Raw genomic sequence first — 20,526 nt, 5'->3', positions numbered from 1 at the left:
TAAACAAAAAAAGGTTAAGCACCAAATGAACAAGACGTTAGTAGCAACTGCGCTTGCAGCAATTTTTTTAGTACCATCAGTCTCGGCTATCGAGATCTATAAAGATAATAAAAATGCCGTAGAAATCGGTGGTTTTATTGATGCACGCGTGATCAACACTCAAGGGGAAACTGAGGTTGTTAACGGCGCATCTCGCATTAATTTTGGTTTTAATCGTGAGTTGACTGACGGTTGGAAAGCCTTTGCTAAATTAGAGTGGGGCGTAAACCCAGTGGGTAGCAGCGATATCGTCTATAACAATCGCTTCGAATCTGTTCAAGAAGAGTTCTTCTATAACCGTTTAGGTTACGCAGGTCTATCCCATGACACTTATGGAACACTCACTATCGGTAAGCAGTGGGGTGCTTGGTACGATGTCGTTTACAACACTAACTACGGTTTTGTGTGGGACGGCAACACTGCAGGTGTTTACACTTATAACAAAGATGACGGCGCGGTAAACGGCGTGGGTCGTGGTGATAAAACGGTCCAGTATCGCAATGCCTTTGGCGATGTTAGCTTCGCAGTTCAAGCGCAGTTGAAAAACAGCAGCTTCTATACTTGTGATCTTAGAAAATTAGATGGCGGAAAATATGAGCCAGAAGTAAGTCAGGAAGAATGTGCTGAACGTTGGGGAAATGGTGCTGATGATGCTCAGCAAGTCGAGTTTAACTATACATACGGCGCTGCACTAACATATAAAGCTACTGACATGTTGACGTTGACTGCCGGCGTTAACCGTGGTGAATTTGAAGTGAGCTATGGTAACGGCGAACAAACCACAGCGGTTGATCTTATCTACGGTGCAGGTATCACTTGGGGTAACTTCGATAATAATGGCTTATATGCTGCTGCAAACGTTAACAGACAAGAAAACCATGATACTGACAACATTGGTCGTTTGATCAAAGATGCCTATGGTATTGAAAGTTTAGTTTCTTACAAGTTTGACAATGGCCTACGTCCATTCATTTCTTACAACGTGCTTGATGCCGGTAAAGATTATGTTATCCAGCCAAACTTCAATGCCAAACCTACAGATGAGTTTAAGCGTCAGTTTGTCGTTGTCGGTTTGCACTTTGTGTGGGATCCAAACACAGTTCTGTACGTAGAAGCACGTAAAGATTACAGTGATTTTTCTGGGGAACATGAAGCCAGAATGGCACTTTCTGAATCTGACGGCGTTGCAATCGGTATCCGTTACACGCTCTAAGTTTCAGGTTCTTTGAAGTAAGAACCTTTTCAGATATTACCCAAAAAGCCAGTCAGCAATGACTGGCTTTTTATTGAAAAAATGACCCGTCCCGAATAGCGTTGACACTTTTCAAATTCATTTTGGAGAGTGTATTTATTGATACAGCAAATCTTTAGTCCTTGTGCAACATTTAAATTTTTCATAATCCTTCGGCAAAAATCAGTGTTCACTTTAAAAGTTCTGTAAGCCGTAAAGGAGCGTTTTGAAGTTTTTTCGCTCTCAAATATTTGATTTAATTTAATTATTAATTTTTCTTGTATCAAGACTTTATGATTTTTTCTCCTTAGCTGTATAGAGCATGACAGCACTATGCAAGTGCTAAACTTATGGTTAGGAAGGCATTTTTTTTAGCAAAAATTAAGTATTAAGACTTACTGTTGCATTTGTTGTTTTTTTTGTCTATTCCTTAACGATGTGTAAGCTATTGTTATTTGTTGTTTTTATTGTTTTTTGCGATTATTTTGGTGTAATACTTTTGTTTTATTTTTGTTGATACTTTCTTGGGCATGTGTTTCTATTGTTGCAACTTGTTTAGCTGTGGTCTTTTAGTGCCTCAGAAACAGTTTAAAAATAAAAACAACTAGTACATCGGGAGATAGTCAATGCATAAAAACAATTTTTTAGCAAACTCAGTACGTTTGGCTCTTGTTGGTGGAGTTGCTGCGTTAGCATTTACATCAGTAGCAGCTATTGCCGCGGAAGCTCAGGGCGAGAAGATCGAGCGTATTGAAGTTACTGGTTCAAGTATTAAGCGCACGGATATGGAAGGCTCACTTCCGATCACTGTAATTTCAAGAGAGGATATTGATAGAACTGGCCTGACTAGTGCTGGTGATTTAGTCCAATCTTTACCATCAATGCAAGGATTTACAACTGACGCAGATTCAGTTGGTGGTGGTGGTGGTGGTGTAAAATCTGCTTCTTTACGTGGTTTGGGTTCAAGTTACACACTCGTCTTAATGAATGGACGCAGAATGGCGCCCCGTGGTTCAGGTTCAACAATTGATTTAAATAGTATTCCTCTTGCGGCAATTGAGCGTGTAGAGGTATTAACTGATGGTGCTTCTGCATTGTATGGTTCAGATGCTATTGCGGGTGTTGTTAACTTCATTACCAAAAAAGATCTTCAAGGTTTCAACGTAGCAGCGCGTTACAACAAACCACAGGAATCGGGAGGTACAAGCAGTAATCTTTCATTCACTGGTGGCTTTGGTGATTATGAAAAAGATGGTTTTAACATTTTATTTTCTGTTGGACATGACGAGCAAGAGCAACTAAAAGCAACGGATCGTGATTTTGCTAAAACTGGGATTATTAACTTTAATCGTAATAATCAAGAGTATTATTACGTTAAGGGATCTCCGAATGCTATTCCTGGTAACGCCAGAGTCACTTATATGGAGAATGGTGAAAAGAAGACCACTGTTTTCAACCCATATTTGAAGACAAATGGCAATTGTGCGCCTGACAATTTCCAAGTTGTGGACTCATGTCAATTTGACTACACTACAACAGTTGAAATTTTGCCAGAAAGTTCACGTGACTCTGTTATTCTAGGTGCCGATTTTGCTTTAACCGATGACATTAAGCTTTTTGCAAATATGATGTATTCTGATTTTTCTCAAACTACTCGTATTGCACCCAATGCAACAGGCTTCTTTACCATACCAACTGATTCGCCGTTAGTTGATCAATGGATTATTCCAAATTTGAATCCAGCCCAGCAAGATAATTTAGTGAAGGTGGATGCACAGTGGCGAGCATTACCACTTGGCGGACGTGCTACTGAATGGAATACAAAGTCTACGCACATAGTGACGGGCATTGAGGGACTTGCGGGCGAGATTGATTATTCAGCTGCTTTTACATACTCTAAAAATGATACTGATGAGAATGTGGCCGGTGGATATCCTCTTTTCGACGATTTCATGGCCTTAATGGCTACAGGTAAAGTAGATATTTTTGCAACGCCAGATCAAATTAGCCAAGAAGGCAAAGATCTGTTGAGTCAGACGCAATTTAATGGCAACTGGAGTAATGATACAACTGAAGTCAAAGCGTTTGATGCTAAAGCCTCTATGCCTATTTTTGAAACATCCGCAGGTACTGCATATTTAGGTACGGGTGCTGAGTTCCGTAATACTCATTATGTGTCTTCAATAGCAGAAGCAAATAAGCAAGATTTGTTATTGGGTTCTAATACTGGCACGGAATATGATTTAGCGCGTGACAGCTATGGTGCATTCGTTGAGTTAATTGTTCCTGTTATTACGGACTTAGAACTTACAGGCTCGCTGCGCTATGATAATGTTGGCGCTATCACTAATGATTTTGCTTATGATGACGCAGGAGTTGCCATTCCAGGTTCAAGTACAGTAAATGATTCTGAAAGTGCTGTTACTTATAAAATATCTTTACGTTATCAGGCAACAGAAGATCTATTATTAAGAGCTTCAACTGGAACCGGTTTCAAAGTTCCTTCAATGCTGTCAATTGCTAACCCTAGAGTTGATTATGGTGTCACAAGTGGTTCGTATGAAGTATGTCCTTTTGCAGGCACTTCTGATCCTCTAGCACCACTATGCCCTACAAGTTCACAGCAGTATGAAGCCTTTAGCGAAGGTAATGCTAAGTTAAAACCTGAGACATCTAAACAGTATTCTCTTGGTTTTGTATATGCTCCTGATTCCGATTTCAGTTTTTCATTAGATTACTGGAATATTGAATTAAGTGACATGGTCGCTAGTGTGACTGAATCTCAAATAATGGCAGATCCTACTCGTTATAGAGATTTGTTTACAACTAAGTTAAACAAAGGAACTGGCGAAGAAGAAATTGCAATTGTTTACTCTGATCTTAACGTCGGCAAATCCAAAAATGCAGGATATGACTGGAATTTGACGTTAGGACATGATCTTTCATTTGGTCGTTTAAATAACACATTGTCAGGAACTTATATTACTAATAGTGAGTATACTCGTCCAGGAACAGATAATGATTGGATTTCTAGCTTAGGTAAATTTGGCGATGATGACGCAGTTGTCTTCCGCACTACAGCACAGTTAGTTAGCACTCTGAAAACTGGCGATTTTGATAACTCAGTTACAATTCGTTATCGTTCAGGTTATGCAGACCAAGAGAACAACGTTCGTGTGGGAAGTATCTCCGGTAGTAACAAATTGATCCAGTTAGCGGTACCATCTTATACAACTGTTAACTTCCAGTCTCAATACACTATTATTGATGATTTAAAGCTATCAGTTGGTATTAATAATTTGTTTGACGTCGCTCCACCATTATCCTTACGTGCAAGTGGTGCTGGTCACCAAGTTGGCTATGACCCAAGATATACTGATTCCTTAGGACGTACTTTCTATGCTTCAATAGATTACAAGTTCTAGAAAACTAAATTTAAAAATGTTTTAAAAAATAAAATGACAAATCCAAATTAATGGGTTTGTCATTTTTTTTGCTTGTAATTTAAATATTCAGGTAAAGCATCTTGCAACTGAGATTGATAATCCAGAATTCAGTTAATAACTGCGACACACAAATTGAGGTGTAGAAGAAGCCTACTGCTGGAAAGTGGTACGCTTTATCTCGCCAAAGTCCATGTTAACGATAACCGCGGATAATGGTCGAGAGTTTGCTAAGCATGAAGAGATAGCAAACGCACTGGATACTAAGGTGTATTTTGCGGATATTATCGTTCTTCTGAAAGAGGCGCAAATTAATATGCCAACAGTTTACGTGACAGTATGTCAAAAAAGAGGGGATGAATTAATCGAATTTGCTCAGAGCAGGATTAACTATCGATCTAAGAAATGTTTGAATTTTAAGCCAGCGGTAGTGTTTAACCAATTAGCTTAATTAGCGAGTTTCGCACTTCGAAGTTTTTACCATCCTAGTTTGTGCATCTAAAAAATGATTGAAATTTTAAGAGTTGAAAAAATACAAGAACTTTATTTACTTACGCTCGTATTGATTTTATGGCAACTTGAATATAATCAAATTGATAAAAATAAGCCCTAAAAATTAGGGCTTATTAAAGAACTCGAAATTTGAACTTCGAACTGATATTAGAACGAATGGCTCAATGATAAGTACATGTAACGACCCATATTGTCATACAGAGCTTGATCATAGAAAGGCCAACCGCCACCAGCTTCTTCTGAGTACACCGGTGCTTCGTCAAACACGTTACGTAAACCAACCGTTAACTTTGTTCCTGTTGGTAAGAAGTAGAAAGCTTGAAGATCGATTTGAGTATAAGAGTCAGCGGTTACAATTCTGCTTGGATCTTGAGAATTACAAGTTCCTGTTAGCTTACCAGCTGGATTATCTGTAGTTTCACCTATATATCTAGCATTCGCACTTACACCGTAATCGCTGGTTTCCCAACTAGCGCGCAGGTTTTGACGCCATTCTGGTTCACTAGTCGTTCCTGCATCATCACAAAGAGGTTGAGTGGCAGAAGACTGACGCAAATGCTCAATTAAATAAGAACTTTTCAGACCTAGGCTCATAGTACCGCCAGCTAAGTCAAAATTATAACCAATATCGAAGTCAACACCGCGACCTTTTTCAGAGCTTAGGTTCTGTAAGTTGGTTGCAACATATGCATCAGGATGGTACAAATTTCCACCTACACGATGCACTAACTGTGGGTATTTGTCTTCGTTGTTGATGATTTCTTGAACACCAAGTGAGCCGATTTTTCCATCAACTTCAATATTCCAGTAATCTGTCGTAATACTTAACCCTTCAATAGCTTCCCAAGAGAAACCGAAGTTGTAAGAAGTTGACTCCTCAGGATCTAACTGTTTATTACCACCACTTTTAGATTGAAGTTCACGTTTACTACAGCCATTTACTGGATCTGCTTGGCAAGCCTTAGTATCAATAGCACTTGTTACACCAAAGCTCTCGCCTAAGAAAAGTTGACCTAAAGCTGGGGCTTTGAAGCCTGTTGCGTGAGATGCTCGAAGCAGCAAGCTATCCACCGGGCGCCATGATGCGGCTAACTTGTAGGTTGTTTTACTGCCGAGATCAGAAACAGAAGTTGTGATATCGTCATAACGTAGAGCACCTGAAAGCTCTAACGATTCAATTGGAGTAAACGCAATTTCTGCATATGCAGCTTTCATTTCGCGGTCACCGATACCATAAGATGCAGCACCACCAGCAACATCAGCAGTAATTTGAGCTATATCAGTATAATCGTAATAGGTTTCTTTACGAGTTTCATAACCTACTGCATAACCTAAGCCTTCCATCACTTCGAAGTCACCATTCATACCAATGTTGGCAATCTCTTCAGTTAATGCCGCCTGACGATGAGTCGGAATTGAAATCCAATATTTTTTGCCATTCGCTGCAGTATGTGGTTCTGTGGTCCATAGTTCAGCAGGGTTCAATTCTGTTAGCTTAATTAGACCTGCAGCAACCGCATCTGAAAGACCTTTCTTTGAAATTTGGCCATTAAGCCCCATTTGATTCTGATTCACCCAGCTTTTTGCGTAATAACCAGAAACCGTATGGCTGTCATTTAAACGATAATCTAATCCAAAAGCTAAGTTTGTTGCTGTGTTAACGCCATCACGTGAGCGTGGTCCAGCGTCAACTGTTCGACGATAGATAAGCATATCTCGACCGAAAGTATTTTCTGGTGATGATGCTGGCACTTCGAATAAACCAGGCGCCGCACCGTTGCGCACTTCTGTTTTAGCGCGAGAGTAACGAGCTTCAAAGAAACCGCTTAAATTATCTGAAAACTCTTGATGATGAGATGCAAATAAGTTGAAACGTTCTGATTTAGGAACCGCTTGATATAATGGCGCAACATCATACGCACACTCGAAGCCTGCATCAGTTACTGTAGTTGGACGTTTACTCGATTCAGGACAATCAGCTACAGGATAAGCAGTAGAAAAATCTTCTTCTAACCACGTACCTGGGAAGCCTGCAGGAGAGCGGCCATCAGCACCAGTTGGGCTAACTGCTGAATTAATCAAAGGACGATTTACCGCTTCCACCACTTCTTGCTTGAAATAGTCAAAAGCAACTAAAGTACTGTGTTTTTCACCTGTACTGCCGGCAACTAACTCATAAGAGGTGCGCTCGCCATCACTGTGTTCAAGGTTCTGTCCATACTGAGCTTTAACAGACAAACCATCAAAATCTTTCTTAGTGATAATGTTAATAACACCCGAAATCGCATCTGCACCGTAAATAGCCGATGCACCATCAGCCAAAAATTCAATACGCTCAACCGCAGCCATTGGAATGTTATTCAAGTCAGTTGCGGCTGAACCTCCCACCGGAGACCCTGGCAAACGGCGACCATTTAGTAAAAATACGGTATAGTCATCACCAAAACCACGAGCATCGAAGTTTGCAGTTCCTGCACCTTGAGCTAGAGTCGCATTTTCTGAGGTTAAGCCAGGGCCTGCGAAATTTGATTGAAATAAAAAGTCTGCAACAGTTTGTGTTCCGGTTGCTTCAATAAACGCTTTGTCAAAAACTTGAACTGGACTTGGACCTTCCATATCAACACGTTTAATACGTGAACCTGTAACTTCAATACGTTCAACTTTGTTTGCACCATCTTCTTCAGCTGCAAATGCAGTTGTAGAACTAAGTGCTGCAACTGTGGCACCGCCAATCAGTGCTAAGCGCACAGATTTAGCTAATAAGCTATTCATAAGCATTGTCTATCTCCCTGGACATATGATTTTTTTTCTTAATTTCTTTCAAGCCGTTTGAACAAGAAAGTTATCTTTGTCTGTGATTCGAAAACTATTTAGTTTCCTAAATCTCCGTCTGAGATCTAGGAACAATATAGACTCCTGGATCACTCTTCCAGCGCAATACAATCATATTGCAAACAGTTAATCAACATTTTAAACCAAAATTATAACAGGTGTTGCACTCTGGAATCAGTAAAGAAACTAAGAGGAATACAGCTGTAGACTGTGTTTCGGGGCTCTTTCTTCAAAGTCGATGCTACAAAAGTTTAGTCTTTAACTCTAAGGTTAAAATGGTGGGTCGTAAGTCTTAAGTATTATCTTTTAGAATTGTTTCGTTTATTTCAGTTGTTGTGATGGTGTTTGTTTTAAAAGTGGCAGTATCAATTAAAACTAAACAATCATTCATTGGATAGTAATCAACTGGATAAAGTTTTGCGCAGAAGGGTAAGTGTTACGAACGTAATTTAAAATCAAATATAAAAGTGTTTTTGAACTGTTCATTTAGATATTTTCAAATGATACTCATTATGTACATTTATTCTATGTTAGTTTTATAAAGTAAATATTATCTTAAAACAGCGACTAAGTGGCTGGTATAGCTTCCCTAGGAGGCATCATGTAATCGCAGATTTGTATAGATACTCACCAATGCTAATAGTACACATGCTCTATGTGAGAGTGGACTTTTTTAAGTTCATATGAATTTTTCAGGAAAGATGAAGAGTGGTTTTTGCTTTCATGTCTGCAGAGAATTAATGTGTAACAATTGCGTTGACCCGAATTCAACTCCGAAGTGCGACACTCGCCTTCGCTTTCATATTCTTACGCACGTTTGTCACTAGTGTGACGCCTTTCTCCAGCAATTAAGTGGACAGTGCTTTACTGATATACCCTTTATCTGCATAGAGTTTATTTATATCACTGTGCACCATCTAGTTCACCTGTTTCGTGTCATGTATATTCGCAGGGGTGACTTTGGCCGCCACTATTCCGCCTTGATGATCCACAATCAAATGCAGCTTAAAACCATAGAACCAACCCATCGTGCCTTTATCTCTGCACGCCAGTCCATCCAAGGTTTTATGGCGATTAATACGTAGGTTATGACACACTTTGATGCTGGTTGAATCAGCAAATTCGATGCCAGTAGGGTCACTCTTGAGGCTGGCAAAGTAGCTGCAAAGCGGCACTAAAGCAGTGGGTATCACCGGCTTTGTTTCCTAAATCGAGTCAGCGAACAAAACTCTCATCATTGTTCAAATATCAAGCTACATAGTGGGTTTCAGGCATACCTAGCCCAGTAAGCTTGTTCAAAGCCCTAATCATCGCGTAAGTTTCTCCCACCTGAGCGTTATAATTCCGCATGCTTAACGTGCCTCCTAGCAGTTGTTTTATCCTGTACATGGCGGTTTCTGAGATTGAACGGCGATGATAACCATACCTTTTTTTCCACTGCTTATTTGAGCCATGAAGCTGTTGCCAACTGACGGCTAAGTTTCGTGGATGCCCTTGTTCCCATAGCGCAGCACCTTCCCTAGGTGGAATAAGCACTAAAGCGCGTTTTCGACGAACGGCTTCGTGACAGGCTTTCGTGTCGTAAGCACCATCACCCGAGATATTGCGGATTTTTCGATGGGTTTGCTTAAATAAATGAGGCATCACTTCAGCATCTGTGACACCTGATAAACTGAGTTCTGCGGCAATAATTTCATGGCTATGTGTATCTACGGCAATATGCAGTTTACGCCACACTCGGCGCTTCCCATCTGTGCCATGTTTCTTCACTTTCCACTCACCTTCGCCATAGACCTTCAAGCCTGTTGAGTCGATAGCTAAGTGCTCAATGGCGCCGCGAGTCTTGGTTTTAAAAGCAATATTGACCGTTTTCGCGCGTTTACTGATGCAGGTGTAATGCGGGCAAGATAATGGGATGTCACCCAGTTTAAACACCGAATTGATGAAGCCCTGTAAGGCTCGCAGTGGCATAGAGAAAATACGCTTAACCATCAACGCAGTGGTAATGGCTAAGTCGCTAAACACTTGAGGACGACCTTTCTTGGGCTGCTCGACCTTGGCTTTCCACTTAGCAATTGCATCCTCATCAATCCAGAAGGTAAGTGAACCGCGGTTGATTAAGGCTTGGTTGTATTGCTTCCAGTTGGTTGTTTTATAGCGAGGTTTTGACACGGTTAATGGGTAAGTTGATAGACGATGCCGATCAGATCAGCGGCTACGGTTTTAGTTCAACCTATTTAGGAAACAAAGCCGGTATCACCTCAAGAAAGCGGGTATAGCTGAGTGAATTAGGAAAAGCGGATTTGTATAAATGAGCCAGATAGCCGATGAAGAAGTTCTTGAAATCACGGTGGTGAGACATCTGAAAAGTATGATGATGGTCATCACTTCGCTCATCGTCATACGGCCAGCGCGTTGACACTTGCGTGTGCCATCGGTTAACAGCGATTTTTCCCATTCAGGAATGAAAACAGCGCAAAATCATCGACATCGAAAACACTTCTACTAATTTATGCATAGACCCTCCGGTGTGATGGGGTTTCTCTTGGTCGAAAGATCCGATCACTTGGAGGGCTATTAGTTCAAATTTTCTTATCCCGAGTTCAGGTTAGATAAGCGATCTTTCGATGACAGCTACATAAAGGTTGCCTTGATTAATGAATCCGTGCTCTACATCCTCTGCAAAATCCTCTATTCCAAAATCAATATGCAAGTAAAGATTACCTGCTTGAGTTCGTTTCATGTTGAAAGATGTTAATTGACAAAAATCTATTGAGTGAAAGGGGTTGGCATTAACTTGCTGATTATTATTGTTTTTTATTTGATTTGCATTTTGGTAACTCCATTTAATTAACTTTATTGGTGATATTTTGTTTAAAAAAACACCTTTCGTAAAATTTTTTATTCATAGCGCCTCTTTACAGCAGTTTTTAGTCGGCTGAAATGTTGACACAGGTCAACATTTTGTGAAATGATGCCAGCGGGTCTATGCCTGTAGGGGCGTAGGAAAGGGAAGAAAAAACTAAGAATCACAAGAGAAAGACGAACTTACAGTAATTTTTTCGGCGAGCATTAATTGCTTCTCGTTTTGTTGCTGGTAAGTTAAACCTTTTTATTCACTTCAAATTGGTTGGGAACTATGTCCAAGGTAAGCAATAGAACAAAAATCGCTACTGCACTTGTTGGCGTGCTGGCATTAGCGAGCAGCAACTTCGTTGTTGCAGATCCTCTTACCGACGTGCAGAAAGCGGATAGTATGATCCATGCTGATGCTGCTGCGTCGCAAAAGAACGTTGATAAGTATTTCGATCAAGCACAAGACATGCTTTTTGAGTATGGTTCTGTCGCAGATGAGCGCGAATCACTGAAATCATATAACGATTACGTTGCCAGCTTAGTCGCTGATCAACAAAAGACAATGGACTCAGTGCAAGGCGACATCAATGGTGTTGATAAACTTCGCCAAGGCGTAGTGCCATTAATGTTTAAAATGGTTGAGTCATTAGAACAGTTTGTTCAATTAGATTTACCTTTCAACTCTGAAGTACGTACTAATCGTGTTAATGAGCTGAAAAACCTTCTTAATACTGCTGAAGTTACCTTAGCCGAAAAGTACCGTTTAATTCTTGATGCTTATAGCATCGAGCGTGAATATGGTAGTGCGGTTGCAGTTAACCAAGGTAAGTTAAACCTAGATGGTAAAGAAGTGTTGGTTGACTTCTTTAACTTAGGTCGTGTTGCTCTTTATGCACAGAGTTTAGATCAAAAGACTGGCTGGATGTACAACCCAGAATCTAAGGGTTGGGATAAGTTAGATGACAGCTATTTGCGTGAACTGACTAAAGGTATCCGCATTGCCCGTAAACAAGGTGCTCTAGATCTATTTGCGTTACCAATTCCTGCTGCGGAGACTGCACAATAATGAAGAAGTTAATTACTACAGCTGTGTTGGCTGCAAGTTTCTCTTTAACTGCTGGTATGGCTAGCGCTGCAGATGCGCCTAAGTCGATTGACCAATTATTGCAACAAGTTAAAGTTGAACGCGCTGCAGAAGGCAAAATCAACAGCAAACGCGAGCAAGAATTCCAAGCAGAACGTGGTGATAAAGCTGCACTGTTAAAGCGTGAAAAAGATGCTTTAGCTGCTGAAAAACAACGTGGCAAAGATTTAAACCAAGCGTTCTTGGATAACGAGCGTAAAATTGCTCAGTTAGAAGAAGATCTGAAAACTGCTCAAGGTGACTTGGGTGAGATGTTTGGTGTGGTTAAAGGTGAAGCCGGTGATTTCGCGGGTAAACTGGCAAGCTCAAACATCAGTGCTCAATACCCAAATCGTGATAAATTTATTGCTGATTTAGGTGCGCGTAAGCAATTACCTAAAATCGAAGAACTAGAGCAATTCTGGCAAGAGCAGCTGTTTGAAATGGCGCAATCTGGCAAAGTTGTTAAGTTCGAAGGTTCTGTTACCGGTATCGACGGAAGCGTTAAAACAACGACTATTCACCGTATCGGTTCTTACAACTTAACAGCCGATGGCAAGTATGTTGTATATAACTCTGAGTTAGGTTTAATTCAGCAGTTATCTCAGCAACCAGAAGGTTACCAAGTTAGTGCGGTTGCTGACTGGGAAAAAATCACTTCAGGTACTGCACCATTTTATGTTGACCCTGCACGCGGTGTATTGCTAAACATCTTCACTAACAAAGCTAGCTTTGAAGACCGTTTAGAAGCCGGTGGCACTATCGGTTACATCATTATTGCTCTGTTAGCACTGGGTTTATTAATCTCTATCGAACGTCTTGTCACTATGACTATCATTGGCGCTCGCGTTAATAGCCAACGTAAGAACGTCGATAAGCCTGGTAACAACGCTTTAGGTCGTATCTTAAAAGTTTACCAAGAAAACAAAGACGTTGATGTTGAAACGTTAGAGTTAAAACTTGATGAAGCGATTCTGAAAGAAACTCCAGCATTAGAAGCGCGTATTTCAATCATTAAAGTACTGGCCGCTATCGCACCTATGATGGGTCTGTTAGGTACAGTAACGGGTATGATTGCAACCTTCCAAAGTATCCAATTATTTGGTACTGGCGATCCAAAACTGATGGCGGGCGGTATTTCTATGGCGCTTATCACTACAGTTCAAGGTCTGGTTGCTGCACTACCGTTAATGTTAATGCATGCAGTTGTTGTTGCGCGTAGCAAGTCAATCGTTCAGATCCTTGAAGAGCAAAGTGCTGGTATCATCGCAGCACATGCTGAGAAGAGGGCTGACTAATGATGCTATACCTGATGGACATTTGGGATTCCGTCAGGGGCTTCATGGCCTCCGGAGGCGACGTCCTCTGGCTTGTAGCGGCTGTTCTGTTCTTAATGTGGGTATTGATGCTTGAGCGTTATTGGTATCTTAATTGGATATCACCAAAGCAACATAAAGCAATCATAGCTGCATGGGACGCCAGAGAGGAAACGACCTCTTGGTATGCACACCGTATCCGTGAAGCTTGGATGTCCCAAGCGAAGCAAGATTTGAATGCACGTATGCTGATTATTAAAACCTTAGTGGCGATTTGTCCAATGATAGGTTTGTTAGGTACCGTAACCGGTATGATTTCAGTGTTCGATGTGATGGCAGTTCAGGGGACGAGTAATGCTCGTTTGATGGCGGCTGGTATTTCAATGGCGACTATGCCTACGATGGCAGGTATGGTTGCGGCATTATCGGGAGTGTTCTTCAGTACTCGCCTTGATGCCAAAATGAAGATCAGTTTAGAAAAGCTAAAAGACAGCATGCCGCACCACTAGAGAGAGATTGAACATGGCACGTAAAAAGCATTCCAGTATAGATGAGGAAGCGCAAATTGATATGACACCGATGCTCGACATCGTGTTCATCATGCTAATCTTCTTCATTGTAACAACGTCATTCGTGAAACCATCTGGTTTGGACTATAACAAACCAAAAGCTTCACAAGCGACTTCAAAGCCTTCGGCGAACATCTTTATCGGCGTCAGCAAAACGGGCGTGATCATGATGGAAAACCGTCAGGTTGATATCGAACGTGTAACAGCAAACGTTGAACGTATGCTGGCTGAAGCTCCTGAAGCTGCTGTATTGATTCAGGCAGACAAAGACGCAATGCACGGCTTAGTTGTGAAAGTTCTAGACCAAGTGAAAGCAGCTGGTATAGATAAAATTTCGGTATCTGCGGGGAACGATTAATATGCTAAGAGCACTAGTATCGATCATTATTGGTGCTGCTGTGACTTTTGCTCTGTTCTCTTTTATGGCGTTCTTGGTCGGTGGCGGCGCACAGCGCGGCGAAACATCGGCCGAGACCCCTGTAATTGAAATCACTATGGATAGACAGGATTCAAAAGCACAGAATAAGCCAAGGGTAGTGCCTAAGCCACCACCACCACCAGAGCAACCACAGAAGCCTGATACAACGCCACCTGATTCATCAAGTAATATTGATACATCAATGTCGTTCAATATGGGTGGTGTAGAAGCTGGCGGTGCAAGTACTGGTTTCAAATTAGGCAATATGATGACTCGCGATGGTGATGCAACGCCTATCGTTCGTATCGAACCTCAGTATCCAATTGCTGCGGCGCGTGACGGGAAAGAAGGTTGGGTACAACTTCGTTTCACCATCAACGAACTCGGTGGTATCGATGACGTTGAAGTTATTCAAGCAGAGCCAAAGCGTTTATTTGATAAAGAAGCGATTCGCGCACTGAAGAAGTGGAAGTACAAGCCAAAGATTGTTGATGGCAAACCACTGAAGCAACCTGGTCAGACAGTTCAGCTGGACTTTACCTTAGATAAGGGAGGCAAATAACGATGCGTAATGTTAATAAAATCGCAGCTCTATTATTGCTTTCTGTTTGTGGCGGGACATTAACGCTTTCTTCTGCGGTAGCGGAAGAAAAGTGTCCTATCGACAAACGTCAATCTAAAGCGGTAGGCGAAGGCGCAGCGAAGAAAGTTCAAAAGTCGTTCGAAGCTTACACTAATGGCCAGATAGATGAAGCCATTGCTATTTTGCTCGAAGCAAATGCTAAGAACGATTTCGATAAAGCTTATGTTGCACGTATGTTGGGTAACTTTTATGCCGAAAAAGGCAAAATGGATACCGCGATCAAGTACCTAAAACAAGCTGTTGAAGCTGATATTTTAGGCGGCACAGATCATGCTGCAACTATGCGTCTTTATGCGGATTTGCTGTTACAAGAGAAGAAGTTTAAGGAGGCGATTCCTTACTACTACAAGTGGATGGAATTCACTTGTAAATCTGATTCTCAAATATACCGTCGTATTGGTATTGCGCATTCAGAGCTAAAACAGTGGGATAAAGTCATTGAAGTGGCCGATAAAGGTCTTTCATTAGCTGAAGCTCCTGATAAAGGTCTGTATCAGATGAAACTGACAGCGTACTTCAACCAGAAGAAGTATAAGAAAGCTGTTGGCGTGTTAGAAGTCATGGTGCCATTATTCCCAGAAGATGGCAGACTTTGGGTTCAATTAGCGCAGTTTTATTTGATGGTTGAAGACTATGACAAGTCTCTTGCTACTTACGATTTAGCTTATAGAAATGGTTTCTTAGATAGCGCAGGTAACATTACCCGTTTAGCACAATTGATGGCACAGAAAGGTGCTCCATATCAAGCTGCTAAAGTTTATCAGAAACACATGAAATCAGGCTTGATTGCTGAGGATGCTAAGTCCTTAGAGATTTTGGCTGGTTTCTATCAAAATGCTAAAGAGTTTAAGCAAGCAGCTGATTATTATGGTAAAGCTGCCGCTATAAGCAAGGATGGTAAGACTTACCTGAAACAAGGTCGCTTACTAAACTTGGATGAACAATACACTGCTGCGATACCTGTGCTTGAAAAAGCCATATCCATGGGCATTGATCATCCTGGCGAAGCAAACTTTGAATTAGCTTTGGCTCATTTAAGTTTGAAACAGTACAAGTCAGCTTATAACCGTGCAGTATTAGCTGCTAATGATAAGAAGACTGAGAAGAGTGCAAATAGCTATATCTCTTATATCAAAGAGAAAGCACGTATGCATAACATCACACTGTAATCGCTTGGCAGTTTAGCGTTTGAATTAGAAAGCCCCGAAAGGGGCTTTTTCTTTGCTACTAATTACAACACAAGCTTACTGCAAGCGGATTAAAGCTTGTGATTGATCATGGCTTTTTTCAAGATCTTGTGAGAGTTGGCTGACATTACTGAAGAGTGACTCGATTTTGTTTTCTTGCGTCGGTAAGCAAATGCAGGCGGCAAGTTTATAATCGATTGTCAGCTTATGATTTTTACCAAAATCTTGGTTAAAGTCAGATATTTGTTGTTCTATTCGCTTTAATACTACCTCAGTTCCCACCTCATCTATGTTGAATAAACCCAGCGCAAAGTGATTATGATCAAGCCTAGCAATCATATCTGTTGCTCTTAATAGTGCTTCCTGCACTTGTTTGGTAAAGAATTCGAGTAAATGGGGTTGTTTGACGGTTTCATGAATGTGAGGGCACAGATACAATAGTGCCAAGCTTTGGTGTTCTCTCATGTGACGATGCCATTCTCGGTTGAATACTTCCATGAAATAGGTTTGGTTATAGACTCCAGTTTCTGGATCCCTGAAACCTGAGTTGCGGAACGAGTAGATCATAGATTAACTCCGATAGCAGACCTTGAACTAAGTATAGAAACAGTTCTGCAATATCGGGCCAAAAAGGAAAAATATTAAAATGAAATTGGGTTTATTGGCAGGATCGATAGCGTTAATCTTCACCCTTCAAGGCTGTTCTAAGCCTGAAGCCACTGCAGTTCAAGAAAACAGCCAAGCTAATGCAGTTGCAGAGCAGGGCGAAACACAAACGGCCGAACAGCGTTATTTAGCGCTTGTGGATGCTTATTTTAAAGATTACCTAAAGCTTGAGCCCATCTACGCCACTTTTGTCGGCGTTAATGACTATAACGCCGATTTTGGCGGGGATCTGACCGAAGATTACCTCAAGGCTCGCCATGATCTTAATACTCACTATTTAGCTCAGGTGCGCGCGATAGATCCAAAGCAACTGCCCGCTGATTTACAGTTAAGTTATGACTTGTTTGTTTATGACCGTGATATGGCGTTAGTGGACGAAACTTTCCCATCTCGCTTTATGCCGATAAGCCAGTTCTATAGTACTGTTATTATCATGGTGCAGCTGGGAAGTGGCGAGAGTGCACAACCTTTTAATACTGTTCAAGATTATCGTAATTGGGAACAGAGAGTCGATGGTTTCATCAAGTGGGTAGCACTTGCTGAAAATCGGATGAATCAAGGCATTGAAAGTAAAGTGGTGTTACCTCGGGTGTTGGTAGAGCGCATTATTCCCCAGTTAGACGCTATGCTAACGACTGATGCGACTCAGAGCATTTTCTACTCGCCCATTCAACATTTTCCTGAGAGTTTTTCTGAGCAAGATAAAGCGGAATTGACAGCTCGTTATCAAGCCATGATAGCCGAACGTATCGTGCCAGCGTTAACGGACTTGCGTGATTACTTTAAGCAAACCTATTTACCCAAATCGCGGGCGACTGATGGTTGGTCTGGTTTACCTAACGGCAAAGCTTGGTATCAGCATCTGGCGAACTCACATACAACGACCACTATGTCTGTGGATGAAATTCATCAAATTGGCTTAAGTGAAGTGGCGCGAATTTTATCTGAGATGGATAAGGTACGTGAGCAAGTCGGTTTTAAGGGCGATTTGAAAGCATTTTTCGCGTCTTTATCTTCCGAACCTCAATATTTCTACAGTGATCGTCAAGGTTTGATTGATGGTTATATGGTGTTGAAAGATAAAATCAATCAAGTGCTGCCTAACTACTTTAATGTGATGCCAAAAGCTGATTACGTGGTCAAGCCGGTTGAAAGCTTCAGAGAACAATCTGCGGCGGGTGCTTCTTACGAATCGCCAGCGGTGGATGGCAGTCGTCCTGGCGTGTTCTATATCAACACTTATAACCTCAAGGCGCAGCCAAAGTGGGGAATGACGACCTTATCTTTACACGAGGCTGCTCCTGGGCATCATTTCCAAATTGCAATCAAGCAAGAGCTAACCGGTGTGCCTGAGTTCCAGCGTTTCAGTGGCTATACGGCATTCGAGGAAGGTTGGGCACTGTATGCTGAGTACTTAGGTATTGAGATGGGCTTGTTTACTGATCCTTATCAGTATTTTGGCAAGCTTTCCGATGAAATGCTGCGTGCTATGCGCTTAGTGGTGGATACCGGTCTCCATTCAAAAGGCTGGAGTCGTGAACAAGCGATTCAGTACATGAAAGACAACTCGCCGATGGCTGAAAGTGACATAGTTGCTGAAGTGGAGCGCTATATGGCGATCCCTGGTCAAGCTTTGTCTTACAAAGTCGGTCAGCTGAAGATCCTGGCACTGCGCGCCCGCGCTGAAAAAGCCTTGGGTGATAAATTTGATTTAAAAGCGTTCCACGATCAAATCCTCACCTCAGGTTCATTACCTATGGCGGTCATGGAAAACAAAATCGATCGTTGGATAGCGTCTAAACAGGCTTAGTCCGTAATATGTCGTTATTTGACTTTGATGTGAATGACGGCATTTTAAGACTTTTTTATTCAACAGAAAGTTTTTATACTGTTGATTCAAAACCTGTTAAAACGGATGTTTTAATGGGTATTCAATGATATTTGGGGCAAATGTCTCATGATCCTCACAGGAGTTTTACTATGGTCCAGGCAACAGCAAGACATTTGTTAGTCAGCAGCGAAGAGCAATGCCAAGCGCTGAAACAGCAAATATTGGAAGGCGCGGATTTCGCTCAAATTGCTCGCGCGCACTCTTCTTGCCCATCAGGTGCCCAAGGCGGCGAATTGGGTTCATTCGGTCCTGGTATGATGGTGAGAGAGTTTGATGAAGTCGTCTTCAGCGCGCCATTAAACGAAGTTCAAGGTCCTGTTAAAACGCAGTTTGGTTTTCATTTACTTGAAGTGACCAGCCGCGCATAAGTTTTACAGCTTATTTGATACGGCAGCGTTTGCTGCCGTTTTTGTTTTATCTGCTCATCACGGAGTCACTATGCTGGAACTCTATACCGATAGATTGAAACTCAGGAGCTTACAAGACAGCGATTGGGAACATTTTTATGCGTTGCACAGTGATCCTGAGATTAATCGCTATGTGCGAGTGCCAGAGTCGCAAGAGGTGATCCGCAGTAAGTTTCAGCAGCGCTCCGATACTTGGTTTTACGGTTCTGGCGATTGGCTCACCTTAGTGATTGAGACCGTCGATACAGGGCTGTTTGTCGGGTTGACAGGCCTTTATTGTCAAAGCCTTGATGAGCAGCGTGCAGAAGTGGGTTACTTGCTGGCCGCAGAGGGCCAGGGCAAGGGTTATGCGACTGAGAGCTTAATGGCGGTCATTGATTGGGCCTGCTTAAGTTTTAATGTGCATAAATTTGTTGGTCATTGCGCCAAAGATAATCATGCATCGGCGCGGGTTCTTGAAAAGTGCGGCTTCAGGCTTGAAGGCTTACTCAGGCAGCAATTCAAAATGGGTGAAAACTGGCTCGATGAATCGGTCTTCGGTTTACTCGCCGATGAAAGACGTCTCTAGCCAAATTATCTTCAGCGGATTTTGTGCGGTGCTGGTATAATGCCGCAGGTTTATTTTTAGAAGGCGTGTATTAAGTGGCGCAAATTAATCAATTGGCTTTGCATTCTGGCGAAGATTTCATTGAATTGTACAAAGTATTAAAAGTGCAGGGCATGAGCAATGCCGGCGGCGAAGCCAAGCATTTTATCGAGGAAGGTCAAGTCACAGTGAATGGTGAAGTTGAAACTCGTAAACGTAAAAAAATTATTGCGGGCGATATCGTCAGCTTTAATGGTGAATCAGTTCAAATCATTGCGGCAGAATAAGCCTGAAACAGTGGAGCAAGATATGCAATTTCCAGATGATGACAATGGTAAAATGCTGGCCGCAATGGCTGAAGCAGGAATCGATTTAACAAAAGAGTTAGATGTTGATTTCTTTTTGGTTTTTGATGACCAACGTGATGCTGAAACGGCGTTAGAAGAACTCACAAATTCTGACTTGCAAGGCGAGCTTGAGCTGAATCTGAATGATGAGCTGGGCAAGTGGGAAATCATTGTTTGCCTCAATATGGTACCTGATTACGATACTTTGGTTGAGCAAGAAGTCATGTTGAATGATTTTGCCGCCGAATTCGGGGGTATGACCGACGGTTGGGGCGTAATGCAACACCAAGACGGTGATGACGAGTTTATGGAAGATGATGACCATGAGCATGTCCACGGTGCTCATTGCAATCACTGATCCTGATTTGCTTTGGCCTTTGAGTTTAAAACCACCTTCTTGGTGGTTTTTTATTGCCGTTTTATTGCGCCAATTTGCTGCGTTTTTCAGCACACCATAGC

Annotated in this window: 16 protein-coding genes and 3 pseudogenes; 14 read left to right on the top strand and 5 right to left on the bottom strand. The window is 41.8% G+C overall.

What is annotated here, in order from left to right; genetic code table 11:
* Positions 1-25 precede the first annotated feature (25 nt).
* From MO387_RS10390 to MO387_RS10380, 3 genes and pseudogenes are all read left to right on the top strand, one after another.
* On the top strand, positions 26-1,252 hold the full coding sequence (locus MO387_RS10390; RefSeq protein ID WP_242326249.1) for a porin: 1,227 nt from the start codon (positions 26-28) through the stop codon (positions 1,250-1,252).
* Positions 1,253-1,896: 644 nt separating this feature from the next.
* Positions 1,897-4,695: a TonB-dependent receptor gene (locus MO387_RS10385; protein WP_063883133.1), complete on the top strand. Its 2,799-nt coding sequence runs from the start codon at positions 1,897-1,899 to the stop codon at positions 4,693-4,695.
* 211 nt (positions 4,696-4,906) lie between these two features.
* A pseudogene (locus MO387_RS10380) lies at positions 4,907-5,164 on the top strand (IS30 family transposase); the annotation flags it as partial.
* A 209-nt stretch (positions 5,165-5,373) separates the two neighbouring features.
* Here MO387_RS10380 and MO387_RS10375 read toward each other — a convergent pair.
* From MO387_RS10375 to MO387_RS10360, 4 genes and pseudogenes are all read right to left on the bottom strand, one after another.
* The gene (locus MO387_RS10375; RefSeq protein WP_063883131.1) at positions 5,374-8,004 is read right to left on the bottom strand and encodes a TonB-dependent receptor; all 2,631 of its coding nucleotides are present in this window, start codon (positions 8,002-8,004) and stop codon (positions 5,374-5,376) included.
* 905 nt (positions 8,005-8,909) lie between these two features.
* Positions 8,910-9,280, bottom strand: a pseudogene (locus MO387_RS10370) (transposase); the annotation flags it as partial.
* Positions 9,281-9,306: 26 nt separating this feature from the next.
* On the bottom strand, positions 9,307-10,230 hold the full coding sequence (locus MO387_RS10365) for an IS5-like element ISSod12 family transposase (protein ID WP_242326247.1): 924 nt from the start codon (positions 10,228-10,230) through the stop codon (positions 9,307-9,309).
* Positions 10,231-10,309: 79 nt separating this feature from the next.
* Positions 10,310-10,568 (bottom strand): annotated as a pseudogene (locus MO387_RS10360) (IS982 family transposase); the annotation flags it as partial.
* A 629-nt stretch (positions 10,569-11,197) separates the two neighbouring features.
* Between MO387_RS10360 and MO387_RS10355 the strand changes: the two are divergent.
* Genes MO387_RS10355 through MO387_RS10330 form a run of 6 tightly spaced genes read left to right on the top strand, consistent with a single transcriptional unit; the run spans position 11,198 to position 16,152 of the window.
* Entirely contained in the window at positions 11,198-11,980 is a 783-nt protein-coding gene (locus MO387_RS10355; RefSeq protein ID WP_006087403.1) for a DUF3450 domain-containing protein, read from the top strand.
* On the top strand, positions 11,980-13,335 hold the full coding sequence (locus MO387_RS10350; protein ID WP_011846482.1) for a MotA/TolQ/ExbB proton channel family protein: 1,356 nt from the start codon (positions 11,980-11,982) through the stop codon (positions 13,333-13,335). Before MO387_RS10355 ends, MO387_RS10350 begins: the two co-directional genes overlap by 1 nt.
* Positions 13,335-13,862, top strand: coding sequence for a MotA/TolQ/ExbB proton channel family protein (locus MO387_RS10345; RefSeq protein WP_006081157.1), 528 nt, complete (start codon positions 13,335-13,337; stop codon positions 13,860-13,862). Before MO387_RS10350 ends, MO387_RS10345 begins: the two co-directional genes overlap by 1 nt.
* Before the next feature lie 13 nt (positions 13,863-13,875).
* Positions 13,876-14,280, top strand: a complete 405-nt coding sequence (locus MO387_RS10340; RefSeq protein WP_006081158.1) for a biopolymer transporter ExbD — start codon at positions 13,876-13,878, stop codon at positions 14,278-14,280.
* Position 14,281: 1 nt separating this feature from the next.
* A complete protein-coding gene (locus tag MO387_RS10335; RefSeq protein WP_006081159.1) occupies positions 14,282-14,902 on the top strand; it encodes an energy transducer TonB in 621 nt (206 codons plus the stop codon).
* Positions 14,903-14,904: 2 nt separating this feature from the next.
* Positions 14,905-16,152 carry a tetratricopeptide repeat protein gene (locus MO387_RS10330; RefSeq protein ID WP_226059887.1) on the top strand — a complete coding sequence of 416 codons (1,248 nt, stop codon included), beginning with the start codon at positions 14,905-14,907 and terminating at the stop codon, positions 16,150-16,152.
* A 75-nt stretch (positions 16,153-16,227) separates the two neighbouring features.
* Here MO387_RS10330 and MO387_RS10325 read toward each other — a convergent pair whose 3' ends face one another.
* On the bottom strand, positions 16,228-16,737 hold the full coding sequence (locus tag MO387_RS10325) for a diguanylate cyclase (protein WP_006081161.1): 510 nt from the start codon (positions 16,735-16,737) through the stop codon (positions 16,228-16,230).
* A gap of 79 nt (positions 16,738-16,816) precedes the next feature.
* On the opposite strand from MO387_RS10325, the gene MO387_RS10320 reads away from it, so the two are divergent.
* From MO387_RS10320 to MO387_RS10300, 5 genes are all read left to right on the top strand, one after another.
* Positions 16,817-18,646, top strand: a complete 1,830-nt coding sequence (locus MO387_RS10320; protein WP_242326245.1) for a DUF885 domain-containing protein — start codon at positions 16,817-16,819, stop codon at positions 18,644-18,646.
* Between the two features lie 170 nt (positions 18,647-18,816).
* Positions 18,817-19,095 carry a peptidylprolyl isomerase gene (locus MO387_RS10315; RefSeq protein ID WP_006081163.1) on the top strand — a complete coding sequence of 93 codons (279 nt, stop codon included), beginning with the start codon at positions 18,817-18,819 and terminating at the stop codon, positions 19,093-19,095.
* A gap of 70 nt (positions 19,096-19,165) precedes the next feature.
* On the top strand, positions 19,166-19,702 hold the full coding sequence (locus tag MO387_RS10310; protein WP_242326243.1) for a GNAT family N-acetyltransferase: 537 nt from the start codon (positions 19,166-19,168) through the stop codon (positions 19,700-19,702).
* Between the two features lie 74 nt (positions 19,703-19,776).
* Positions 19,777-20,007 carry an RNA-binding S4 domain-containing protein gene (locus MO387_RS10305; protein WP_006081165.1) on the top strand — a complete coding sequence of 77 codons (231 nt, stop codon included), beginning with the start codon at positions 19,777-19,779 and terminating at the stop codon, positions 20,005-20,007.
* Between the two features lie 22 nt (positions 20,008-20,029).
* Positions 20,030-20,425 carry a ribonuclease E inhibitor RraB gene (locus MO387_RS10300; RefSeq protein WP_011846490.1) on the top strand — a complete coding sequence of 132 codons (396 nt, stop codon included), beginning with the start codon at positions 20,030-20,032 and terminating at the stop codon, positions 20,423-20,425.
* Positions 20,426-20,526: the final 101 nt, after the last annotated feature.

The sequence above is a fragment of the Shewanella sp. N2AIL genome, assembly GCF_022690845.1.
GTDB lineage: Bacteria > Pseudomonadota > Gammaproteobacteria > Enterobacterales > Shewanellaceae > Shewanella > Shewanella baltica.
Note: the sequence above shows the minus strand (reverse complement) of the source record. Positions and strands in the feature narration are given on the sequence as shown.

Excerpts from the sequence above, each read along its gene's own strand:
- MO387_RS10390 (WP_242326249.1), top strand. The coding sequence starts at position 26 with ATGAACAAGACGTTAGTAGCAACTGCGCTTGCAGCAATTTTTTTAGTA.
- MO387_RS10385 (WP_063883133.1), top strand. The coding sequence starts at position 1,897 with ATGCATAAAAACAATTTTTTAGCAAACTCAGTACGTTTGGCTCTTGTT.
- MO387_RS10375 (WP_063883131.1), bottom strand. The coding sequence starts at position 8,004 with ATGCTTATGAATAGCTTATTAGCTAAATCTGTGCGCTTAGCACTGATT.
- MO387_RS10355 (WP_006087403.1), top strand. The coding sequence starts at position 11,198 with ATGTCCAAGGTAAGCAATAGAACAAAAATCGCTACTGCACTTGTTGGC.
- MO387_RS10350 (WP_011846482.1), top strand. The coding sequence starts at position 11,980 with ATGAAGAAGTTAATTACTACAGCTGTGTTGGCTGCAAGTTTCTCTTTA.
- MO387_RS10345 (WP_006081157.1), top strand. The coding sequence starts at position 13,335 with ATGATGCTATACCTGATGGACATTTGGGATTCCGTCAGGGGCTTCATG.
- MO387_RS10340 (WP_006081158.1), top strand. The coding sequence starts at position 13,876 with ATGGCACGTAAAAAGCATTCCAGTATAGATGAGGAAGCGCAAATTGAT.
- MO387_RS10335 (WP_006081159.1), top strand. The coding sequence starts at position 14,282 with ATGCTAAGAGCACTAGTATCGATCATTATTGGTGCTGCTGTGACTTTT.
- MO387_RS10330 (WP_226059887.1), top strand. The coding sequence starts at position 14,905 with ATGCGTAATGTTAATAAAATCGCAGCTCTATTATTGCTTTCTGTTTGT.
- MO387_RS10325 (WP_006081161.1), bottom strand. The coding sequence starts at position 16,737 with ATGATCTACTCGTTCCGCAACTCAGGTTTCAGGGATCCAGAAACTGGA.
- MO387_RS10320 (WP_242326245.1), top strand. The coding sequence starts at position 16,817 with ATGAAATTGGGTTTATTGGCAGGATCGATAGCGTTAATCTTCACCCTT.
- MO387_RS10315 (WP_006081163.1), top strand. The coding sequence starts at position 18,817 with ATGGTCCAGGCAACAGCAAGACATTTGTTAGTCAGCAGCGAAGAGCAA.
- MO387_RS10310 (WP_242326243.1), top strand. The coding sequence starts at position 19,166 with ATGCTGGAACTCTATACCGATAGATTGAAACTCAGGAGCTTACAAGAC.
- MO387_RS10300 (WP_011846490.1), top strand. The coding sequence starts at position 20,030 with ATGCAATTTCCAGATGATGACAATGGTAAAATGCTGGCCGCAATGGCT.